The following is a 20,039-nucleotide window of genomic DNA, read 5'->3' on the forward strand; positions in this document are numbered from 1 at the left end:
AGGCGCCCCGCAGGGGCCTCGAAGGACGAGGCTGGCCACCCGCTTCGCCAAATGCCAGGGCTGGCGTGGCGCCAAGCCACCCGCCCCCGTGGTTCGAGACGGCCCTTCGGGCCTCCTCACCATGAGGGCTGGTCGGTGTGCCGTGCCGCCCCGCCGCTCCGCACAGTGCCTGTCCCTGAGAAGAGCAAGAAAATCGCTGCCACTCACACCTTCAAAAACTGCGACGCCTTGTCAAACGCCAACCCCGGAAAAATCTTCCCCGTCAGATCCTCCATCCCGACATCGAACTGCCGGTAGAGCATCGCCGCAGCCAGCTCCCGCACATCGGCCGTCGGCATCAGATCGCGGTCGTCAAGCAGCTGGCCATCGCCGAGGCCCGGCCACTTGCCGAGGATGCGGCCGCCGTTGATCGCGCCGCCTGCCAGCAGCGCGCAGCCGCCGGTGCCGTGGTCGGTGCCGGCGGAGCCGTTCTGGCGGACGGTGCGGCCGAATTCGGTCATGGCGAGCACCACGGTCTTTGCCCAGATTTCCGGCCCGAGCGTCGTCTTCAGCGTATTGACCGCCTGCGCCAGATCCTGCGCCGGCCGCTTGAATTGGCCGGCCTGGCCGATATGCGTGTCCCAGCCCGATATCGAGAAGCTGGCGATGCGGTAATCGCCCTTCAGCATATTGGCCGCGAGCGCTGCCACGTCGGCCACCTTCGCGCCGCGCTGGCCGTCCGGCTCGACCATCATCGAGGCGGTGTCGGCCCGCGTCGCCTCGGCAAGTGCTGCGGCAAAGGGCGGATCGCCGGCATAGAGCCGCGCCAGGAATTGCATCTCGTCGCGCGCCGGCGCCAAATTGGAATCCGACGCCCAGACATCGACTTCGTTGGGCCCGGAAAGGATCAGCTCCGTCGAGGTGTTGACGTCGATCGCCTTGCGCGCATCCGAGCGCGGAATGACGGCGAGCGCCCGGTTCAGCCAGCCGGTCTTTTCCTCGGCGACATGCTCGCCGCCGGATTCCAGCATGTCCTGCCCGTCGAAATGGCTTCGCTGGTCGCGATAAGGCGTCGACACCGCATGCACGAAGGCGAACTCCTTGCTCTTCCACAGCGGCATCAGATCAGCGGCGGCGGGATTGAGCCCGAAATGCCCGTCGAGATCGAGCAGCCCGGTCGCGGGCGTCAGCGCCAGCGTCGGCCGAAGCGCGGCAAAGCCGGCATCGCCATAGGGCTGCACCAGATCCAGCCCGTCCATCGCGCCGCGCAGCACGATGGTGACGAAGCGCTTGTCGCCAGGCATCGCCGCGAAGGTGACCGGCGTGAAGATCGGCGCGGCGGCAAGACAGCAGGCCGAGGTCAGAAAGCCGCGGCGGGAAAGCGAGATCTGGTTCATGACGGCAATCTCCTAGCGGCGGTTGAATTCGGGCGATGCCAGCACCAGTGTCAGGCCGCTGATCTTGTTCGGCGCCTGCGACACCACGCGGATCGTCTCGTCGCGGGCCGCATCGGCAAGCGTCGATTTCAGGAACTCGCGCGGGTCCTCGTCGCGGCCGAACTGCGCTGCGGCCCGCCTTGCCCAGGCCAGCCGCTCGGCGAGCTGGCTGCCGGTGATCCAGGCGGAAAAACCTTCCTCGAAACCGGCCGGGCTTGGCGGCAGCCAGGTCGGCTGGCCCATCCGCTTCAGCGCTCCCTGCCCCAGCGCCCGCGCCGTCCGGAAGGCCTCGAGCCCCTTGTCCCGCGCCTCGCCGGCGGGATCGGTCTGCACCGGCGCTCCCGCCATGCCTGGTGTATTCGCCGCCATGTCGCCCTCGTCGGTGCCCTGCTGGTTGGCCGCCAGGAAACTGCCCACGACGCCGTTGACCGGTCCGGCATTCAGCGCCCTGAGACCGGCGACGACATAGTCGAAGGGCTGGCGGGCCTTGGAGCCTTCATTCTGCCAGGCGGCGGGATGGTCGAGCATGGCGGTGTAAACAGCAGTGAGATCGCCGTCCGTCTTCTTCCAGGCCGCGGCCATGTCGGAGACCATGCCCTCGTCGGGCTGGTCGGAGACGAAATGCACCGCGAGCTTGCGGCTGATATGCGCCGCCGTCTTCGGATGGACGGCGAGATCGTCGAGCATGTCGAGATAATCCTCGCGCGAGCGCTTGCGCCCGCCATAGCTGACGCCGAGCACCTCATGCGTGCCGGGCTCCGATATATTCGACCGGAAGGCGATGTCCATCTCCTTCCGGTCGATGGTGAGCCCCGTCAGCACCATGGCGGCGGCCGTCACATCCGCCTGGGTATAGCCGCTGCCGGCGCCGAGCGTGTGCAGTTCCAAGAGTTCGCGGCCGAGATTTTCGTTCAGCCCCTTGTTGCGCTTCATGCCGCCGGCCGAGTCCGGCCCGAGCGAATCCGCCTGGTCGAGATAGATCAGCATGGCGGGATGGGCCGTGGCGTTGCGCAGCAGGTCGCCGAACCTGCCTGCTATGAACGGCCGGATCGCCTCGGCCTCGTAGAGCGGCACGATGAGGCGCATCGGCAGGCTCTTATTGCCGCTGGTGGAGAAATGATCGGTCCAGAAGGTCGAAAGCCGCTCGTAAAAGCCGTAGGGCGAGAGCACCGCCTGCATCAGCCGCAGGTTCGCATCATGCTGGAACTGCTGCTGCGCCTGGCGCTGCACGCCCTTGCGCATCTCGCGCCGCGCCGGATCGTCGGTCACGGTCTTGGCGTCCTCGCGGATCTGCTTCAGCTGCGCCTGCAGGCTGAGGATCGCCCGGTGGCGCATGTCGAGGCCGCCGAGCGGAAAGTCCGGCGTCGCCGCCACGCCCTTGCCGACCTGCCCGACCAGCTCATCCTTGTTCTGGGGCGGCGTCTCGCCCGGCCGGAACCCATATCCGAACCGGATCGCCGCCATCGTCGGGAAAGAGAGGCTCATGGCCGGTCAACTCCTGATCACTTGGTAGTGACACGCTGACAGCCGAATGCGACGCCAATCTGTAGGAAATGTGGCGTTATCAAGACATGGACGATTTGTAATCTATTGAAAAAGCTAAGGTTTACGCCCGGAAAATGAAGGATGCTCCGATTGCGATGAGCGCGAAACCGATGGCATGGTTCCACGTCAGGTCCTCGCCGAGCCAGAAGATCGAGAAGCCGGCGAAGACGAGGAGCGTGATCACCTCCTGCATCGTCTTCAGCTGCGCCGTCGTATAGACCGCCGAGCCGATGCGGTTGGCCGGCACCGCCAGGCAATACTCGAAGAAGGCAATGCCCCAGCTGACGATGATGGCCAGGAATATGGCCGTGCCCTTGTGCTTGAGATGGCCGTACCAGGCAAAGGTCATGAAGATGTTGGAGGCAAATAGCATGACGACGGGCCAGACGGCGGCGGGAGAAAATGACATGGAGCAACTCGGCTGTGGAGAGAATATCTGATCCGGCGAGATACCGGCGGGCTTTACCTAGCACGCCTTGGTTCGACGGCAAGCCCCGGGGCGCGGACCGATCGTCTCAGGCGACCGAAGCAATGCGGATCGCCGCCGGCAAAACATTGTTTTAGTCCCCGATATTCGTATCTATTGTTGGAGAGTTTCAAAGCGCCGCATGGACAGGGGACCATATGGACAATCCAGCTGCGATGCAGCAACCCATTGCTTTGCCTGCACGCCACTTCTGGCAACGCCTTGCAGCCTTTGCCGTCGACATCCTCATCTTTCAAGCCATCATCATTGCAGCAACTCATTACATTTCAACCGCCCTTCCCCCGAGCCCCCGCTTCCCCGGCTGGAGCTCGATTGAGTGCGTTCCGGAGGCGCCGTCTCAGCTTGCAAAGCGAATCGAATCAGGCTGGCCGTTGAAACCGAATGAATTTCGCACCAATGCAATCTGCGAACTCCGCCAAGTCGGGTTCGGAAAGCACCAATACCTGCAGACAACAGTTCTGATGGAACCGTGGGATTACGTAACGCCGACTCAAGTGCTGACCATCCCTCTGGACGCAGACGGCAACCCGGTCACCAGAGCCATACCTGCCTATTCAAATTTGATATCAGGCATAGCCAGCACCATGCTGATCGTGCTGACTTTTGCCTGTTTTTCTGCGAATGGCCGCCGCACAGCCGGAAAGACGATTTTCTTCCTCGAAGTAACGACTGTGGATGGCAAAAGCCCCGACTTCGGCACCGCGTTGAAACGCGAAATCCTGAAGTTCAGCCCGAACCTGCTTTTCAGTGCCGCCGCATTCGCAATCTCGCTGTTTCCGGCCTATCCGACGCAAGACTTCGATGCCTTGCTTGCCATGTTCCACGACGGATATACGCCTTCAGACATCAGTACGATTTGGCTTTACGGCATCTGGACAGTCACGATCATGGCCTGGTGGCTCTTGCCGTTCGCCGAGTGGAAAGGACAGGTCTTCTACGATCGCATCTGCGCCTGCAAAGTCGTGTCGGCGCAGGAGGCGAGCCGCCCCGTTGAAGCAGGCCCCAGGCAAAGGCCGCGGATCTACCGCAGGCTGGCGCCTATTCGCGGCAGCCGCCGCCGGAGGCGAAGGGCATACCTGAGAGTTCCGTATTGAGCAGCGAATAGGAGGCCGCGCCATTGGCGCAGCCTCCATCGAAAAGAAGTCAGGCGCTGGGCACCGCGCCATGCGGTTCCTCGGCCTCCTCCGAGCCGAAGCGCACATCCTTCTTCTCGTAACCAAAGCCGGCGAGCAGAGCGACGACGAGCGCGACGACAGCCGCGACGATCAGCAGCGCATAGGCGTAATCGCCATCCCAACGGGCGGCGAGACCCGCCTGCAGGGTCGCGTTGCCGGAGGCGAGCAGGTTGCCGAGCTGGTAGGCGAAGCCCGGGAAGGTGCCGCGCACCTCGTCCGGCGACAGCTCGTTCAGATGCACCGGCACGATGCCCCAGGCGCCCTGCACAAAGAACTGCATCAGGAAGGCGCCGATGGCGAGCAGCACCGGCCCCGGTGCATAGGCCCAGAGCGGCGCGACCGGCACGGCGATCAGCGCGGCCGTGACGATCGCCCGCTTGCGGCCGATCCGCTGCGACAGCGCCCCGAAGAACAGGCCGCCGCAGATCGCGCCGATATTGTAGACGATGGCGATGGCGCCGACCGTATGGGTCGAATAGTTCCGCTGGGTCTCGAGGAAGGTGGGATAGATATCCTGCGTGCCGTGGCTGAAGAAGTTGAACGCCGTCATCAGGAGCACCGCCCAGATGAACAGCGGAATGTTTTCCCGCAGCACCGTCAGGAACGGCCGGCGCCCCGCCGCCTGCCGCTTGAGGAAGGCCGGGCTCTCCTCAACATTGCGCCTGATGTAAAGCACCAGCAGCGCCGGCACCGCGCCAACGAAGAACATGCCGCGCCAGCCGATGACGGGAAAGAGCAGGAAGAACACGATCGAGGCAAGCAGATAGCCCGAGGGATAACCCGCTTGCAGGATGCCCGAGACGATGCCGCGGCTCTCCTCCGGCACCGTCTCCATGACGAGCGAAGCCCCGACGCCCCATTCGCCGCCCATAGCGATGCCATAGAGCGCCCGGAGCACCAGGAACATGGTGAGCCCGGTGGAAAAGCCGGTCAGGAATTCGAACAGCGAATAGAGCAGCACGTCGGCCATCAGCGTGATGCGCCGCCCATAGCGGTCGGCGGCCAGCCCGAAGATCAGCGCGCCGAGCGCCCGCATCGCAAGCGTCAGGAAGATCGCCACCGAGACGGCGGGAACATCGGTATGGAATTCCTCGGCGATATATTTGAGAACGAAGACGAGAATGAAGAAATCGAAAGCATCGAGCGTCCAGCCGAGATAGCTGGCGATCACGGTGTTGCGCTGCTGCGGCGTCAGCCGGCGCAGGCTTTCCAAAGCGGACATATGAATTCCTCCGTCCGAAAGCGGCGGCGAGGCGGTCAATTCCGGATGCCGTCGGAAGGGGTGCCCGAACCGGGCGGGTTGCGGCTGTCAGGGGCTGCGGTTGCGGAAAAGCGCATTCGCAATCGGAGACAGCGGAAACAACGGCAGCGATGCTGGCCGAGTTCCATCACGTTTGTCGTGATCGGCGGCCTATGCTGAGACCCCCTGCATCGCGTCCTCCTGACATAGCATGCAATTATCCTTTGACGTCGACGGAGTCGGGACCGCCAACCTATCTTCCCTCATTCCTGTGCTCGTCACAGGAATCCAGTGCGCCCAAGTCCTTGGGCGCAAAGACTCTTTTCCTTGAACTGTTGATTCATTGACGGCGCAGACGCGCCGTGGCTGAATTCCTGTGACAGGCACAGGAATGAGGAGAGTGGGATAGGCCGCGCCTAATATCTCAAGCCACCCTACCCCGGCACGCCCAAGCCACAGACGCAAACGACCGCGGCCCATCCGGCTCGCCGGCCTCGTAAGCCGCCCTCATCGCCGCATCCACCGCCTCCCGCTTGCCAGCCTCCAGGCCGGCCACATACCGGCCGAGCGGCCCCTCACCGCCGGCGATCGGCTGCCAATAGTCGTCGAAGGAAAGATAATCCATCCGGATCAGCAGCGACGTCTCCTCGACCTCGGTCAAACCCTGGTCGATGAAGCACTGCTTCATCTCGCCTGGCCGCATCATCGGCTGGAAGCAATATTTGCGGCGCAGCGGCAGCGCGTTCTCATCGAGCATGACGACCGTGTCCCACATCATCCGCATGCCGGACATGCCGCCGTAGTGATCCCAGACGGTGGCGGCCACAATGCCGCCGGGGCGCACGACACGCGCCATCTCCGCCACCGCCTTGGCAGCCTCCGGCACGAAATGCAGCACCAGCAGCGACATCGCCCTGTCGAAGCGATTATCCTCGAAGGGCAGCGCGCAGGCGTCGCCCTGCTGGATTGCGATCCGCGGATCGGTATTCGCCCGCTTCGCCGCCTCGACGAAAACAGGCGAATAATCAATGGCCGCGATCTCCCTGAGATCCGGCCTTTGCGCGAGCGTGAAGGCCAGGCTGCCGGTGCCGCAGCCGACATCGAGCACCCGGTCCCCTTCCGCCAGCTCGGCGAAATCGATCAACATCGGCGCCAGCCGCTTGCTCCAGCGCCCCATCAGCCGCTCATAACCATCGGCACTTTCGACATGGAAACTCGACGGCATGGAAACCTCCCCTTCAAGGACGATGCCTGCTGACGATCATTATCGTTCTGCAGGACGGCCATCGCAAGCGGGTATCGGCGCGTGCTTGTCGTAGTCGAAGCGTAAAATGTATCGCGCCATGATACATCCTTCTTGACTTGCGTCCGTATCACGCTACGATACACCAATACAGGGAGCCGGCATTGATCCGTTCGTTCAAAGACGCTGTCACGGAAGCCGTTGCCAGCGGCAAGGCTCCGAAGGGCTTTCCGGCCGATCTCGTCAGGCCAGCCATTCGCAAGCTGGCGATGATCGACGCGGCGCATCTTCTGGAAGACCTTCGTTCGCCTCCGGGGAATCGCCTCGAAGCCTTGAAAGGAAACAGGGTCGGCCAGCATTCGATCCGTATCAACGATCAATGGCGTATCTGTTTCGTCTGGAGGGACAATGGCGCCGAAGACGTTGAAATTGTCGACTACCACTAGTGCATCGGCCGAAATCGGAATCGATATTAGGAAAGCGCGATGCGAGGACTGAAGGAACTCAGAGATGACTAATAGTCTTTTGCCGGTCCATCCCGGCGAAATCCTCCGCGAGGAGTATCTGACCCCACTCAAGATGAGCGCGGGCGCACTCGCCAGGAAGCTGAACGTGCCGCGCACCCGTATCGAGCGCCTCGCGTCGGAGGAAACCGCCGTGACGACGGATACGGCGCTTCGCCTTGCCAGGTTCTTTCGCACCACGCCCGAGTTCTGGATGAATATGCAGGCAGGCTATGATTTGAAGAAGCAGGCCCACGCGCTTGCGCATGAATTGGACAAGATCCCCGCGATGGATAGCACAGCCTGATTGGTCTGCCCTGCATGAAACGTCACTGCCACAGAAAATCCGGCCCCGTCGCTTGCATCGTCAGCTTCAGCGTCCCGTCCGGCTGCACGACATAGGTCTCGAACACGCGGTAGCCGAAATCGCCGAGGAAGGTGTTCTTCACCACCGTTCCCGGCCGATAGGGCGAATGGACGACCTTTCCGCCATAGGTGAGGCTGCCCGGAAGAGGCTCGGGCTCACCGGCGCTGGCGCAGCCGGCGAGGATGAGGGGAATGGCGATGAGCGCGTGCTTCATCTGGGCGAGCGTCCTCCGACAGGCGCCAGCGGGCCGTTGCCGCCAATCCACATATCATAACATAGCCGCGACATCAGAAAACGGCGTTGCGGCCTTCGAAATCCATGCGCAGCGACTGCGCTCGCGCAAGCGCCCCGGCAATCCTCTCGTCGGTGAAGGGCTTCGCGATCACATCGAGCGCGCCTTCGATCCCGTTTCCGACACTCTCCGGACTGCCGGTGACGAAGATGACGTCGACGCCGAAGCGGTCGATCAGCCGGCGGGCAAGCTGCGCGCCGCTGAGCCCGTCGGAAAGGCTGAGATCGACGAGCGCGACATCGCTTCGCGGAGCATAGGCGAGCGCCTGCTCGATCGTCGACACCGGCCCGACGGTCTGGTGTCCAGCATCCTGCGCGATGCGCTCGAGCTCCATGGCGATGAAGTTCTCGTCTTCAACGATCATGACTTTCACGGCTTATCCTCCTCCCAATGAGCAAGCGAACCGGCGGTCACACCGCCGGTATTCGGTGAACGCAACTTCCCCTCGAATGTTTCCAATCCGAAAGACATGCGTGTGAAAATGGTAACTGATTTCTCGCATCATCGGCGCTACCGCTCGATACTGCCGGTGCGCCGGATCTTCCGCTGCAGGAGCAGGATGCCATAGAGCAGCGCTTCGGCTGTTGGCGGACAGCCGGGAACATAGACGTCGATCGGCACGATGCGGTCGCAGCCGCGCACCACCGAATAGGAATAGTGATAATAACCGCCGCCATTGGCACAGGAGCCCATGGAGATCACATAGCGCGGTTCCGGCATCTGGTCGTAAACCTTGCGCAGCGCCGGGGCCATCTTGTTGCACAATGTGCCCGCGACGATCATCAGATCCGATTGCCGCGGACTGCCGCGCGGGGCGATGCCGAAGCGCTCGACATCATAGCGTGGCATCGACATCTGCATCATTTCGATGGCGCAGCAGGCAAGGCCGAAGGTCATCCACATCAGCGATCCCGTGCGCGCCCAGGTGATGAGTTCGTCGGTGCTGGTAACGAGGAAGCCCTTGTCGGCAAGCTCGGCGTTGATCATCCCCATCGTCGGGTCGCCCTGCCGTTGCTCGCCGGGGAACTGGAAATCGCCCGGCGCCGGGTGCGGTTGCGTAAGGGGCGGCATCGTCTTCTCCTGTAAGCCGACCTCCAACGACGCTGAGACGCCAAAGTTCCTGCCGCACCCGCCCGGTACGATAGCGAACATTTTTGGCCGTCTTCTTTCAGGAGGTTCGACGCGGCGCCGACAGCCTGACCGATCACGGATCCTTGTCGAGGAACCAGCGGATGGCGGCGTCGTTCCGGCACCGCGAGAGCGGCAATTGCCGCACGGAATGAATGCGGGTGATCCCACCCTCGCCGTCCGTGTCGACGTCCATGCAGGCGCAGCCATAACCATGCGTGGCATGGGTGTAGACATATTCGCCGGTTGTCAGATCCGGAATCTTGTCCATTCCCTCGGCCTTGTAGCCGCTGCCATTCTCCATGATGGTCCAGCCGCCGCCGGCATCCATGAGCGACCAGTTGGCCGTCGAGGGATTGTCCAGCCAGCCGCAGCGCCGTTCGGCATGCGCCGCGGCGGGCGCGAGAAGCATCATCAAAACAAGCGCATGCAATCTGGTCATCGGCCCCTCCGCGTTGCCGGCCACTATGCATGGTCAGCGGCCGGCAAGGCAACAGAGCTTATTCCAGATGCCTCCGCCTGGCCGGTCTCCAAGCGCTGGGAGCCACCCGCCCTCGTCCTTCGAGGCCCCTACGGGGCACCTCAGGATGAGGGCTGACCGGTGTGCCGTGCATTGAATGTAACCGTTGCTGCGTCTATCGCCGCAGTTTTCCGTTGCGCCAAGCAGCGGGCTTCTCTCCAGCCTCATCCTGAGGTGCCCCCGCAGGGGCCACGAAGGACGAGGCTGGCCACCGCCCCTCTAAGCATGCAACCGAGGCCCAGCCAAGAGCATGGGCTCACGATTTCGCCTTTGCGCTTTCCTCGCGGAATGCCGCCTCGCCGGCGTCGGAGACCTCGACCCATTTCTTGTCTGGCTCGGCATCGGCGGTGTAGGCATCGTGCCAGTTCCACCATTTGTAGGTCGGCGTCTGTGGATAGCCTTCCGGCGAATTCTCCCAGACTTCCTGGCGGCCGAGCGGCGTGATGTCGAGATAGTTCCAGGTGCCGCCCATCTGTTCGTCGCCGCGGTTGTTGATGAAATAGGTGCGGAAGATCCGCTCGCCGTCACGGTACAAGACATTGGTGCCGTGCCACTCGCCGACTCCGAAGTCCCAGTCGAAGTCATCGGTGATGGTCACCCACGGCATCGTCCAGCCCATGCGTTCCTTCAGCCTGGCGATATCGGCCTGCGGCGCGCGCGAGGCGAAGACCAGGGTCGTGTCGCGGGCGTTGAGATGGGCGACATGTGCCACCTGATCGGCCACCATCGAGCAGCCGCGGCAGGCATGCTCGGGCCAGCCGTAGACGCCGGGCTCGTAGAAGGCGCGGTAGACGATCAGCTGGTGCCGGCCCTCGAACAGGTCGAGCAGGCTGACCCTGCCCTGCGGCCCTTCGAAGACATAGTTCTTCTGCACCGCCATCCACGGCATGCGCCGCCGCTCGGCGGCAAGCGCGTCGCGGGCGCGGCTATGCGCCTTTTCCTTGACCAGAAGCTGCTTGTGGGCCGCCTCCCAGGCCTCCTGCGAGACGACGGGCGGCGTCTTCATCGCCTGCCCGCTTGCTCCATTCTCCGTTGCTGCAGTCATCGCTTCGATCTCCTCTTTTGGGCGAATCCACGCCTCCGTGGTTGAAAGCCGGTTCATCGCGCATTGCTCGGAGATAGTTTCGCATCTGATATCGTACAGTGGGAGTAACAAGTGTGACGGTCAGAGGACTTCGGCCATTGCCGGCTTCAACAATCAGCGCAGTTGCCAAACGCGCGAGACTGGCGGAAGCTTGTTCTGGTTCAGGCGACGGATTGTTCGATATGACGACAGCCACCACTTCCACCATGCCCAGCCATGGCAGCGCCAGGATCTGCCGCGGCTGCTGGGACCAGATGCATATGCCGATCCCGATCGGCGGGCCGCTGGCGCTGCCCTTCCGCGCCTTCGGCATTACCGCAGCAAGATGAACCCGGATATCTGCACGATCTGCGAGCGCTCCTTCCAATATGTGAAGAAGCAGCGCCAGATCACCGTCGGCGCGACCATCCTGTTCGCCGACATCAGGGGCTTCACCGATCTTTCCGAACGCATCGAGGCGGTGCGCCTGAGCGAGATCGTCAGCCAGTTCCAGGATCGCTGCGCCCAGGCGATCTGGACGCATGACGGCATCGTCAACAAGCAGATGGGCGATGGGCTGATGGCGATCTTCAATTTCCCGATCGTCAGGAAAGATCACGCCGCCGCCGCCATCATGGCCGCCCGGGAGATCCAGCGCAATTGCGCCGCGGCGCTGAACGGCCTGGCGCCGGATGCCCTGACCGGCCGGCCGCTCGGTGTCGGCGTCGGCATCCATACCGGCGAGGTCCAGATCGGCGAATTCTCCAGCTTCCGCAGCGATTTCACCGCCATCGGCGGCGTCGTCAACCAGGCCGCGAGGCTGGAATCCCAGGCCGCCGCCGGCGAGATCCTCGTCTCCGCCGAAACGGCGGCCGAGGCCGTCGCACTGGTTGCCGGAGCGGAAGAGCGCACGCTGACGCTCAAGGGCATCGAGCAGCCGGTGCATCCGCGCGTGCTGGTCAAGCACTGACAGCTTGCCCCCTACCGAAGCATCATCCCGCCCTCAAAGTCGCGGCTGAATTTCTCGCGTCGCTTGCGGACGAATCGCCTTGCAATCGACTAATCTTAAAAAGCGCGTTCATTGAACCATTTACGCTGGGGGTATTTCATGGGCAGTTTTTCTCTGTGGCACTGGCTGATCGTCTTGATCGTCATCGCCGTGCCGTTGATTTTCATCTTCAGAAAGCCGCCGACCGGCCCGAACCGCTTCGGCGGCCCGGCCGAGCCGATGGGTTTCGGCCAGGCGATCGGAAGTTATTTCAAGAACTATGTGAATTTCCGCGACAGAGCGAGCCGATCGGAATTCTGGTTTTCTACGCTCTTCGTCGCCATCATCAGCATTGCGTTGTACCTCGTCGATAGCACTGAGATCTTCAAGACGATCTGGTCGCTGGCGACGTTTCTTCCGTCGATCGCCATGGCCGCCCGGCGCTTTCACGACATCAACCGAAGTGGATGGCACCAGCTTCTCGGAATGCTCTTTCCCATTGGATCGATTGCCGTCCTCGTATGGTATTGCAAAGCACCCACAGCGGATCAGTCCAGGGCGTCCGTTTTCTGAGGAATGAGCATGGAGATGGTTCTGGCGGTTTGAGCAGGCGCCGGTGCCGCTGAAGCACCGGGCGGCCGCGCCGCCAGGCCACGCCCTCCATTTGCACGCATGGCGCGATTGAGGCAGGATGCCGGCATCGAACAGCAAGCCGGAGAAACCCTCATGCTGACGGGCTCATGTCATTGCGGCAAGGCGGGCTGGACGCTTACGGGCGATCCCGGCTCGATCACCGCATGCAACTGCACGCTCTGCCGGCGCTACGGCACGCTCTGGGCCTATGACTATGAAGGAGAGCGCATCGCGCTGAGCGGCGAAACCGCCTCCTACACCCGCTCCGGCCGGGACACCTCCTCGCTCGAAATCCTGTTCTGCCCGACCTGCGCCTGCGTGCTCAGCTGGCGCGGCCTGCGCCTGCAGAAGGACGGCCGCCGCCGCATGGCCGTCAACATCCGCCTCGCGCCGCCGGAACTCGTCGCCGACCTGCCGATCGACCATTTCGACGGGCTGGGCAGCTTCGACGACCTGCCCTCCGACGGGCGGTGCGTAAGGGATATGTGGTTCTAACAACCGCCGCTCGCCAAAGCATGGAACGGCGACGCGGCCTCAGCCCGCGCTCCCGCGTCAGGTCTTCATGCCGGTCAGCTCATTAAACGGGTAGTAACGCAGCCGCTTGTCTTTGCAGCGCTGGTCATTCGCCGTCGCACCGAGTATTTTGCTATCCGTGAAGGAGACGCCGAGATAGGCCCAGTCTCCCCAGCTGCGCTTGGGCACTACCCGCACGCAATAAGCATAGATCTTCTTCTCCGGCTCGATCAGCACCACGCTCGAAATGCGGGCCCAGACGACTTCTCCCGCTTCGTGCCGGTAACTTCTCTTGAAGACGATGTTGATGAAGTTCTGCCGGACGTCATTCGAGGGAGGCCGCTGCGAATCCGCTACGGATTGCGACACGGGAGCATTACAGCCGGCCAGCATCAGCATGGCAGCGCAAGCAAGGAGTTTTATTCTCATTCAGATGGATCTCCAAGAATCGCAGCATGATAACACTGCGCATTCCCACAAACACAGCGCGAACAATATTTGCAATACACGAAAATAAGCATTGGCGATGCCGCGCGTGTCGCCGCGTGACACCTCGATACGGACTATGTCCGTCCCTCTATGCCTGAGAGTTTGAAGCGGAACTTGCGGTCCCATTCTCATCATCGGCGATCGGCACGCCGGCCTCCAGCGCCGCGAGGATGAAGGCCTGCCTTACCGTCTCGGCCGGCATCCGCCCGGCAAGCCACGCGCGGCAGAAATCGATCGCCCGCTGCTGATGGACCCCGCCATTCACCGGCCAGTCGGACACCAGTGCATACAGCGCATCCTGCGGTGAGCGGAGAACCAGCCGTTCGCCGGTATCAAGGTTGATGGAGATCGGTTTCTTCCAGAAGGCGGAATGGTCGCTAATGGCAGTCGCACCTGCAGCTGAATGGACTGCAAAGTAACTGCGGAAAGCCGATCACGGTTCCAGCGGGTCCGGTGGCGGCGCCCAAGAGAGCCTCATCCTGAGACCCGGAAGCCGAAGGCCGGAGCCGCGAAGGACGAGGTGGGTGTGCCGGCGTCGCCAACGATATCAGATCTTGACTGGTCGCCTTCTGTCCTTGTCCACAAGCGTCGCTTGCCCTTCGCTTGCGCTCCGTGCACTCGCGGCTTTGCCACTCGCCCCCTCATCTGCCTGCCGGCATCTTCTCCCCGCTGGGGAGAAGCGGAATCGTGGCAACGCCTCGCGTCCTTGAGACCCTTGCGGCGGGAATGGCGACAGCGCGTCTTGGTCTCTCTTCTCCCCGGCGGGGAGACGATGCCCGTTAAGGCAGATGAGGGGGTGAGCGGCAAAGCCGCGAATGCACAGAGCGCAAGCGAAGGGCAACCATAACCGGCTGCCACCTGCGCCTCACACGACCACATCCCTGCCGCACGACAAGCTCAGCCTCTAACGCCATCAACTATTCACCATCCCGAACGATTCATTCGTTTCCCTTTTGTACTCTTTGCCTCTTCACTTTCCCGATGACTCTCTCCATATTCGCGCCATGGCCAGATCTCCGAAAAAATCTCCGACCTCGAATGGTTTCGAGGAAGCCCCGCAATCGTCCTTTGAAGGCGCCCCCCTTTCCGGCTCCGTTGCCGATTGGGTGAAGCAGCTGGAGGCCGATGCGGAGGCAGCGGGCGTCGAGAGCCAGCGCGACATCGCCTCCAAGGCCGGCAAGCACCGCAAGGCGGTGGAAAATGCGGCGCGCAAGCATTCGGAGGCCGTCAGCGTCAACAAGAAGGCCACCGTCGGCAAGACGGCGCGTGGCGTTTCGATCGGCGGCTCCAGCGATCCCAAGACCCGTGCCGCGGCCGGCCTCAACCCGGTCGCCGGCCTCGACATCTCGCTCGAGGATGCCGACAAGCTCGCGCCCGGCGGCGTCACCGCCACAGTCGAGGCGCTGTCGAAGCTGATCGAGAGCGGCAATCCGCTGCACAAGAACGGCAAGATCTGGACGCCGCACCGCCCTGCCCGCCCCGACAAATCCGAGGGCGGCATCACCATCCGCATGGACTCCGAATACAAGCCGGCCGGCGACCAGCCGACGGCGATCCGCGATCTCGTCGAGGGGCTGGAGAATGGCGACCGCAGTCAGGTGCTGCTCGGCGTCACCGGTTCCGGCAAGACCTTCACCATGGCCAAGGTGATCGAGGAAACGCAGCGCCCGGCCGTCATCCTGGCGCCGAACAAGACGCTGGCAGCCCAGCTCTATTCCGAATTCAAGAACTTTTTCCCCGACAATGCGGTGGAATACTTCGTTTCCTACTACGATTATTACCAGCCGGAAGCCTATGTGCCGCGCTCCGACACCTATATCGAGAAGGAAAGCTCGATCAACGAGCAGATCGACCGCATGCGCCACTCGGCGACGCGCTCGCTGCTGGAGCGCGACGACTGCATCATCGTCGCCTCGGTCTCCTGCATCTACGGTATCGGCTCGGTCGAGACCTATACGGCGATGACCTTCCAGATGTCGGTCGGCGACCGGCTGGACCAGCGCCAGCTGCTGGCCGATCTCGTCGCCCAGCAATATAAGCGTCGCGACATGGATTTCACGCGCGGTTCCTTTCGCGTGCGCGGCGATACGATCGAGATCTTCCCCGCCCACTTGGAAGACGCGGCCTGGCGCATCTCCATGTTCGGCGACGAGATCGACGCCATCACCGAGTTCGACCCGCTGACCGGCCAGAAGACCGGCGACCTGAAATCGGTGAAGATCTACGCCAATTCGCACTATGTGACGCCGCGCCCGACGCTGAACGGCGCCATCAAGGCGATCAAGGAGGAGCTGCGGCTGCGCTTGGCCGAGCTCGAGAAGGCCGGCCGCCTGCTGGAGGCCCAGCGCCTGGAGCAGCGCACCCGCTACGACATCGAGATGCTGGAAGCGACCGGCTCCTGCCAGGGCATCGAAAACTATTCGCGCTACCTCACTGGCCGCGACCCAGGCGATCCGCCGCCGACTTTGTTCGAATACATCCCCGACAATGCCATCGTCTTCATCGACGAAAGCCATGTCACCGTGCCGCAGATCGGCGGCATGTATCGCGGCGACTTCCGCCGCAAGGCGACGCTGGCCGAATATGGCTTCCGCCTGCCCTCCTGCATGGACAACCGGCCGCTACGCTTCGAGGAATGGGACGCCATGCGCCCCGACACCATCGCCGTCTCGGCCACCCCGGGCGCTTGGGAGATGGAACAATCCGGCGGCGTCTTCGCCGAGCAGGTGATCCGCCCGACCGGCCTGATCGATCCGCCGGTCGAGGTCCGCTCGGCCCGCACCCAGGTCGACGACGTGCTCGGCGAGATTCGCGAAACCGCGGCCAAGGGTTATCGCACCCTCTGCACCGTGCTGACCAAGCGCATGGCCGAGGACCTGACCGAATATCTGCATGAGCAGGGCGTGCGCGTCCGCTACATGCACTCCGACATCGACACGCTGGAGCGTATCGAGATCATCCGCGACCTGCGCCTCGGCGCCTTCGACGTGCTCGTCGGCATCAACCTCCTGCGCGAGGGCCTCGACATTCCCGAATGCGGCTTCGTCGCCATTCTCGACGCCGACAAGGAAGGCTTCCTGCGCTCCGAGACCTCGCTGATCCAGACGATCGGCCGCGCGGCGCGTAACGTCGACGGCAAGGTCATCCTCTATGCCGACCAGGTGACCGGCTCGATGAAGCGGGCGATGGAAGAAACCGGCCGCCGCCGCGAAAAGCAGATGGCCTATAACCTCGAAAACGGCATCACCCCGGAATCCGTCAAGGCCAAGATCTCCGACATCCTCGACTCCGTCTACGAACGCGACCACGTCCGTGCCGATATCTCGGGCGTCTCGGGCAAAGGCTTCGCCGATGGCGGCAACCTCGTCGGCAACAACCTGCAGACCCATCTCAACGCGCTCGAAAAAAACATGCGCGACGCCGCCGCCGACCTCGACTTCGAAAAAGCCGCCCGCCTGCGCGACGAAATCAAACGCCTCAAGGCCGCCGAACTGGCCGTCATGGACGACCCGATGGCGCGCGAAGAGTCGAAGGCGATGGAAGGCAAAGGCGGCCGCTCCAACGGTAAGAGTAGATCAGCGGGCTCCAGTGGCAGCCCTCATGGTGAGGAGGCCCAGAGGGCCGTCTCGAACCACGAGGGCGGGCGTGGAACCTCCTACTTCGCCAAGCCGACCCTCGACGAAATGGGCCACGACCCCACCACCCCCGCCGGCAAGAGCCTCTTCCGCAAGAACGACCTCGACGAGATGACGGTCGGCCGCACCGAAAAACCGGTGATCGGCCAGGTGCCAGAAAAGCCCGACGCCTCGAAGGGCACGAAGCGCTTCTCGCCGCTGCTGGAAGGCCAGCCGGAGCGCGACGACGGCGTGCGGCCGCTGGTGCGCGGACGTGTGGGCACCGGGAGCTATGAAGAGCCGGGCGAGCAGAAGCGCAAGGGCCGGACGAAGGGTAAGACTGGGCGGCCGGGGCGGTAGAGGTTTCTTGCTTTTCTATTGCGCCGGCGCGATTAGTCTGTCGAATACATCAATGAACCGCTTTAAAGAACGACAGCCATTTTCAGGTTGTAATGCGAAGCTTACCAAAGCGCTAAACTTAGGCTGATCGACAGTTTCCGAATAAAATCGACCTTGCTTGAGAATGTTACGCTCAAAGTATCCCTTTGCATCCCTTATCTGCAAAAGGTTTCCGATCGGCGGAATTGGTTGAACGCAGTCAGCATGATTTGCAAAGGAATCCGCAGCAGCGAGGAACCAAGTTTCATATTCTGGCTGCGGAGCTACAAAGGCATGCTTCACAAAGGCATCCTCGGCTCCCATGTGCTTCTCAATTAATTCTTTCAATTCGACCGGACATTCCTCGTCCGCATCACAAACTACCAAAATCAAAGCCTTGTCGTCGTGATTCTGACGAGATGCCTGTAGGCGTTCGCGGGCTAGTGCCAAAATCCCGGGCCACTCTTCCGCTCGCTTCATCTTCCCTTTCGGAAGTCTGTAGGCTTTCGCTACATCAACTTCATAAATGCCAAACCTCTCATTCAGGAGTTTGCGAATGAGCACAGGAAGAGCGCGCTCATCACCATGTCCCTCAACGATCGGATACACGTATAGCATATCAGCTCCAGAGGCTAAATTGCATTGGTTTCGCCTTCTCAGGCTCCAACTGATTCTTTCTTAAGAGATCTCCAGGAGTGAGCAAGTTCCGCTGAACTACTTCCTTGCTCGCTTTGTCCGCTGGCCGAATAGAGGTATCTCCTTCATCGGATCGAACAATCCTGATATTCTCGATTCCAATTGAAGGATGATCTATTAACTCGGGGCTATGAGTTGTAATTATTACCTGCTTTTTCCTTGCAGCCTCTACGATCGCATCGGTTATAACAGAGCTTGCCGCGGGATGAATTGTTGCTTCAGGCTCCTCAATGCCAAGAAGGATACTTTCAGCACTTGGCGATCGCTGAAACAGCGCGACTAATATACCCAAGGACCGCAAGGTACCGTCTGACATCTGGGACGCAAAAAAGCGCCAAGCATTTTTTTGGCCAGCGACACGCTGAAAGAACTCAATAGTCTCCGACGGACCGAGATTCTTATGCGCGATATTTTCAAGCTGCTCCACGATTTGCTTGAGATATTCCCGAATCCTTTCATATTCGTTCGGATATTGGTTTTCCATGTTTCTCAGAACTGAGGCTATATTCTTTCCGGTGCGAAGGAGGTATTCTCCGCTATCATGAGGCTGAGGAAGCCGAAAATCCTCGGGGTAAATATTATAAAATCGCATAGAAGATAATACATCAAATACTTCCCTAAACGAAAAAATACTCGAAAGAAGCTGCATAGCCAATCTGTCATCGGACATAATATCCGGGGATATCGCCTCGGTGCTCGAAATTTTCTTTCCGTTCTCGTATCTATATTCAGCTATACTTATTCCATCTCCAGAGATACCGAGGTACTCTTTCTGCACCTTATGAGAGCCATCGGCAGCGGCCCCAACCTGGAAGGAATATAGTGCATTCTTCCCCGAGGGCAGAGCGATGCGTAGCTTTATTGCAAAGTTTGTTGGATGCCCCCCCGACCTCTTTCGGACTGCCGAAAGACCGGATCGCTGTCTAATTGCAAAATCCAAGGTGGAGTTCAGTGCGTCCGAAACAAAATTCAAAGAATCGATAAAGTTGCTTTTGCCACTTCCGTTCGGACCGACCAAAACCGTCAAATCAGATAAATCAACCTCGCAAAAGCCGATACTCTTATAATATCTTAGGGTAACCTGTGTTATTAATCTCATAGCTTATACGGCGCCTCTCACTGCATTTATTGGATCCTGCAGCTTTAGACCCATAAGCGCGTAGACAGACGAAAGTTCGTGATGTCACCGCGCTTGAGGATGATGCCCAGCATGATTGCTTTCTTTCGCTTCCGCAAGTAGGTCGCTTTCATTAACCCCTTAAAGAAGCTGAGATTTTGAAGCAGGATCGTTGCGGCTGAAAATACCCTTTTGTTGCGCCCAGGGCACCGCTGTCCACTAACAACCGCGCCCACAATTCCATCCACAAGCAGCGCTTTCAGGTCCAGCGATGCGAGGGACCTAAGGTCGGGCAACGGATCCTATGAGACGATGCGCGATAGCTGGCAAGTTCGGCAGCACTTCCGCCCAGGATTGGCAACCGTCTTACTCTTTTCCGTCTTTCCTCTGTGCTTGTCACAGGAATCCGGTGCGCCCCAAGTCCTTGGGCGCGCGAGACTTCATTGGATCACAATGAGAGTCATTCACGGCGCAGACGCGCCGTGGCTGGATTCCTGTGACAGGCACAGGAATTGTCTCTCAAATCTATGCTTTACTGCAGGAGAAGCTGGGATCGAACCCCGGGATGGCCATCCCGGGGTTCGCGCGACAAAGCGCCCGTACAGGAATAGGTGTCAACGACCGACGTCATGA

20 protein-coding genes and 1 pseudogene are annotated in these 20,039 nt (G+C 61.3%); 7 read left to right on the forward strand and 14 right to left on the reverse strand.

The window, feature by feature from the left end; translation table 11 throughout:
- Positions 1-203 precede the first annotated feature (203 nt).
- The 3 genes from ATY77_RS12915 to ATY77_RS12925 form a co-directional block, all read right to left on the reverse strand.
- Positions 204-1,376, reverse strand: coding sequence for a DUF1501 domain-containing protein (locus ATY77_RS12915; RefSeq protein ID WP_088687641.1), 1,173 nt, complete (start codon positions 1,374-1,376; stop codon positions 204-206).
- Between the two features lie 12 nt (positions 1,377-1,388).
- Positions 1,389-2,900, reverse strand: coding sequence for a DUF1800 domain-containing protein (locus tag ATY77_RS12920; protein WP_088687642.1), 1,512 nt, complete (start codon positions 2,898-2,900; stop codon positions 1,389-1,391).
- 121 nt (positions 2,901-3,021) lie between these two features.
- Complete coding sequence (locus ATY77_RS12925; protein WP_088687643.1) at positions 3,022-3,369, reverse strand: DMT family protein; 348 nt, start codon at positions 3,367-3,369, stop codon at positions 3,022-3,024.
- A 215-nt stretch (positions 3,370-3,584) separates the two neighbouring features.
- Between ATY77_RS12925 and ATY77_RS12930 the strand changes: the two genes are divergently transcribed.
- Positions 3,585-4,541, forward strand: coding sequence for an RDD family protein (locus tag ATY77_RS12930; RefSeq protein WP_088687644.1), 957 nt, complete (start codon positions 3,585-3,587; stop codon positions 4,539-4,541).
- Between the two features lie 49 nt (positions 4,542-4,590).
- Here the strand turns inward: ATY77_RS12930 and ATY77_RS12935 are convergent, their stop codons facing one another.
- The gene (locus tag ATY77_RS12935) at positions 4,591-5,844 is read right to left on the reverse strand and encodes an MFS transporter (RefSeq protein WP_088687645.1); all 1,254 of its coding nucleotides are present in this window, start codon (positions 5,842-5,844) and stop codon (positions 4,591-4,593) included.
- Positions 5,845-6,286: 442 nt separating this feature from the next.
- Positions 6,287-7,087, reverse strand: coding sequence for a class I SAM-dependent methyltransferase (locus ATY77_RS12940; RefSeq protein ID WP_088687646.1), 801 nt, complete (start codon positions 7,085-7,087; stop codon positions 6,287-6,289).
- Positions 7,088-7,269: 182 nt separating this feature from the next.
- Here ATY77_RS12940 and ATY77_RS12945 point away from each other — a divergent pair, with 182 nt between their 5' ends.
- Positions 7,270-7,551: a type II toxin-antitoxin system RelE/ParE family toxin gene (locus ATY77_RS12945; protein ID WP_088687647.1), complete on the forward strand. Its 282-nt coding sequence runs from the start codon at positions 7,270-7,272 to the stop codon at positions 7,549-7,551.
- A 64-nt stretch (positions 7,552-7,615) separates the two neighbouring features.
- Positions 7,616-7,915, forward strand: a complete 300-nt coding sequence (locus ATY77_RS12950) for a HigA family addiction module antitoxin (RefSeq protein ID WP_088673597.1) — start codon at positions 7,616-7,618, stop codon at positions 7,913-7,915.
- Positions 7,916-7,937: 22 nt separating this feature from the next.
- Here the strand turns inward: ATY77_RS12950 and ATY77_RS12955 are convergent, their stop codons facing one another.
- From ATY77_RS12955 to ATY77_RS12975, 5 genes are all read right to left on the reverse strand, one after another.
- The gene (locus ATY77_RS12955) at positions 7,938-8,189 is read right to left on the reverse strand and encodes a hypothetical protein (protein WP_088687648.1); all 252 of its coding nucleotides are present in this window, start codon (positions 8,187-8,189) and stop codon (positions 7,938-7,940) included.
- A gap of 73 nt (positions 8,190-8,262) precedes the next feature.
- Positions 8,263-8,640 carry a response regulator gene (locus ATY77_RS12960; RefSeq protein ID WP_088673595.1) on the reverse strand — a complete coding sequence of 126 codons (378 nt, stop codon included), beginning with the start codon at positions 8,638-8,640 and terminating at the stop codon, positions 8,263-8,265.
- 137 nt (positions 8,641-8,777) lie between these two features.
- Complete coding sequence (locus ATY77_RS12965) at positions 8,778-9,338, reverse strand: NADH-quinone oxidoreductase subunit B (RefSeq protein ID WP_088687649.1); 561 nt, start codon at positions 9,336-9,338, stop codon at positions 8,778-8,780.
- A 133-nt stretch (positions 9,339-9,471) separates the two neighbouring features.
- A complete protein-coding gene (locus ATY77_RS12970; protein WP_088687650.1) occupies positions 9,472-9,837 on the reverse strand; it encodes a DUF4087 domain-containing protein in 366 nt (121 codons plus the stop codon).
- A gap of 334 nt (positions 9,838-10,171) precedes the next feature.
- Positions 10,172-10,960, reverse strand: coding sequence for a DUF899 domain-containing protein (locus ATY77_RS12975; protein ID WP_088687667.1), 789 nt, complete (start codon positions 10,958-10,960; stop codon positions 10,172-10,174).
- Positions 10,961-11,181: 221 nt separating this feature from the next.
- Here ATY77_RS12975 and ATY77_RS12980 point away from each other — a divergent pair.
- The 3 genes and pseudogenes from ATY77_RS12980 (at position 11,182) to ATY77_RS12990 (ending at position 13,094) form a co-directional block, all read left to right on the forward strand.
- Positions 11,182-11,948: pseudogene (locus ATY77_RS12980) on the forward strand (adenylate/guanylate cyclase domain-containing protein).
- Between the two features lie 138 nt (positions 11,949-12,086).
- Positions 12,087-12,539, forward strand: a complete 453-nt coding sequence (locus tag ATY77_RS12985) for a DUF805 domain-containing protein (RefSeq protein WP_088687651.1) — start codon at positions 12,087-12,089, stop codon at positions 12,537-12,539.
- Between the two features lie 153 nt (positions 12,540-12,692).
- On the forward strand, positions 12,693-13,094 hold the full coding sequence (locus ATY77_RS12990) for a GFA family protein (protein ID WP_088687652.1): 402 nt from the start codon (positions 12,693-12,695) through the stop codon (positions 13,092-13,094).
- Positions 13,095-13,151: 57 nt separating this feature from the next.
- Here ATY77_RS12990 and ATY77_RS12995 read toward each other — a convergent pair whose 3' ends face one another.
- The gene (locus tag ATY77_RS12995; RefSeq protein WP_088687653.1) at positions 13,152-13,541 is read right to left on the reverse strand and encodes a hypothetical protein; all 390 of its coding nucleotides are present in this window, start codon (positions 13,539-13,541) and stop codon (positions 13,152-13,154) included.
- 148 nt (positions 13,542-13,689) lie between these two features.
- The gene (locus tag ATY77_RS13000; RefSeq protein ID WP_088687654.1) at positions 13,690-13,950 is read right to left on the reverse strand and encodes a DUF982 domain-containing protein; all 261 of its coding nucleotides are present in this window, start codon (positions 13,948-13,950) and stop codon (positions 13,690-13,692) included.
- Between the two features lie 655 nt (positions 13,951-14,605).
- Between ATY77_RS13000 and uvrB the strand changes: the two genes are divergently transcribed.
- Positions 14,606-17,575 (forward strand): excinuclease ABC subunit UvrB, encoded by a 2,970-nt coding sequence (uvrB, locus tag ATY77_RS13005; RefSeq protein WP_088687655.1) that lies wholly within the window; start codon positions 14,606-14,608, stop codon positions 17,573-17,575.
- A 15-nt stretch (positions 17,576-17,590) separates the two neighbouring features.
- Here the strand turns inward: uvrB and ATY77_RS13010 are convergent, their stop codons facing one another.
- Both ATY77_RS13010 and ATY77_RS13015 read right to left on the reverse strand, forming a co-directional pair.
- The gene (locus ATY77_RS13010; RefSeq protein WP_088687656.1) at positions 17,591-18,211 is read right to left on the reverse strand and encodes a DUF4276 family protein; all 621 of its coding nucleotides are present in this window, start codon (positions 18,209-18,211) and stop codon (positions 17,591-17,593) included.
- 1 nt (position 18,212) lies between these two features.
- Positions 18,213-19,388 (reverse strand): AAA family ATPase, encoded by a 1,176-nt coding sequence (locus tag ATY77_RS13015; RefSeq protein WP_088687657.1) that lies wholly within the window; start codon positions 19,386-19,388, stop codon positions 18,213-18,215.
- Between the last annotated feature and the right edge of the window lie 651 nt (positions 19,389-20,039).

This window comes from Rhizobium sp. R634 (genome assembly GCF_002211305.1).
GTDB lineage: Bacteria > Pseudomonadota > Alphaproteobacteria > Rhizobiales > Rhizobiaceae > Rhizobium.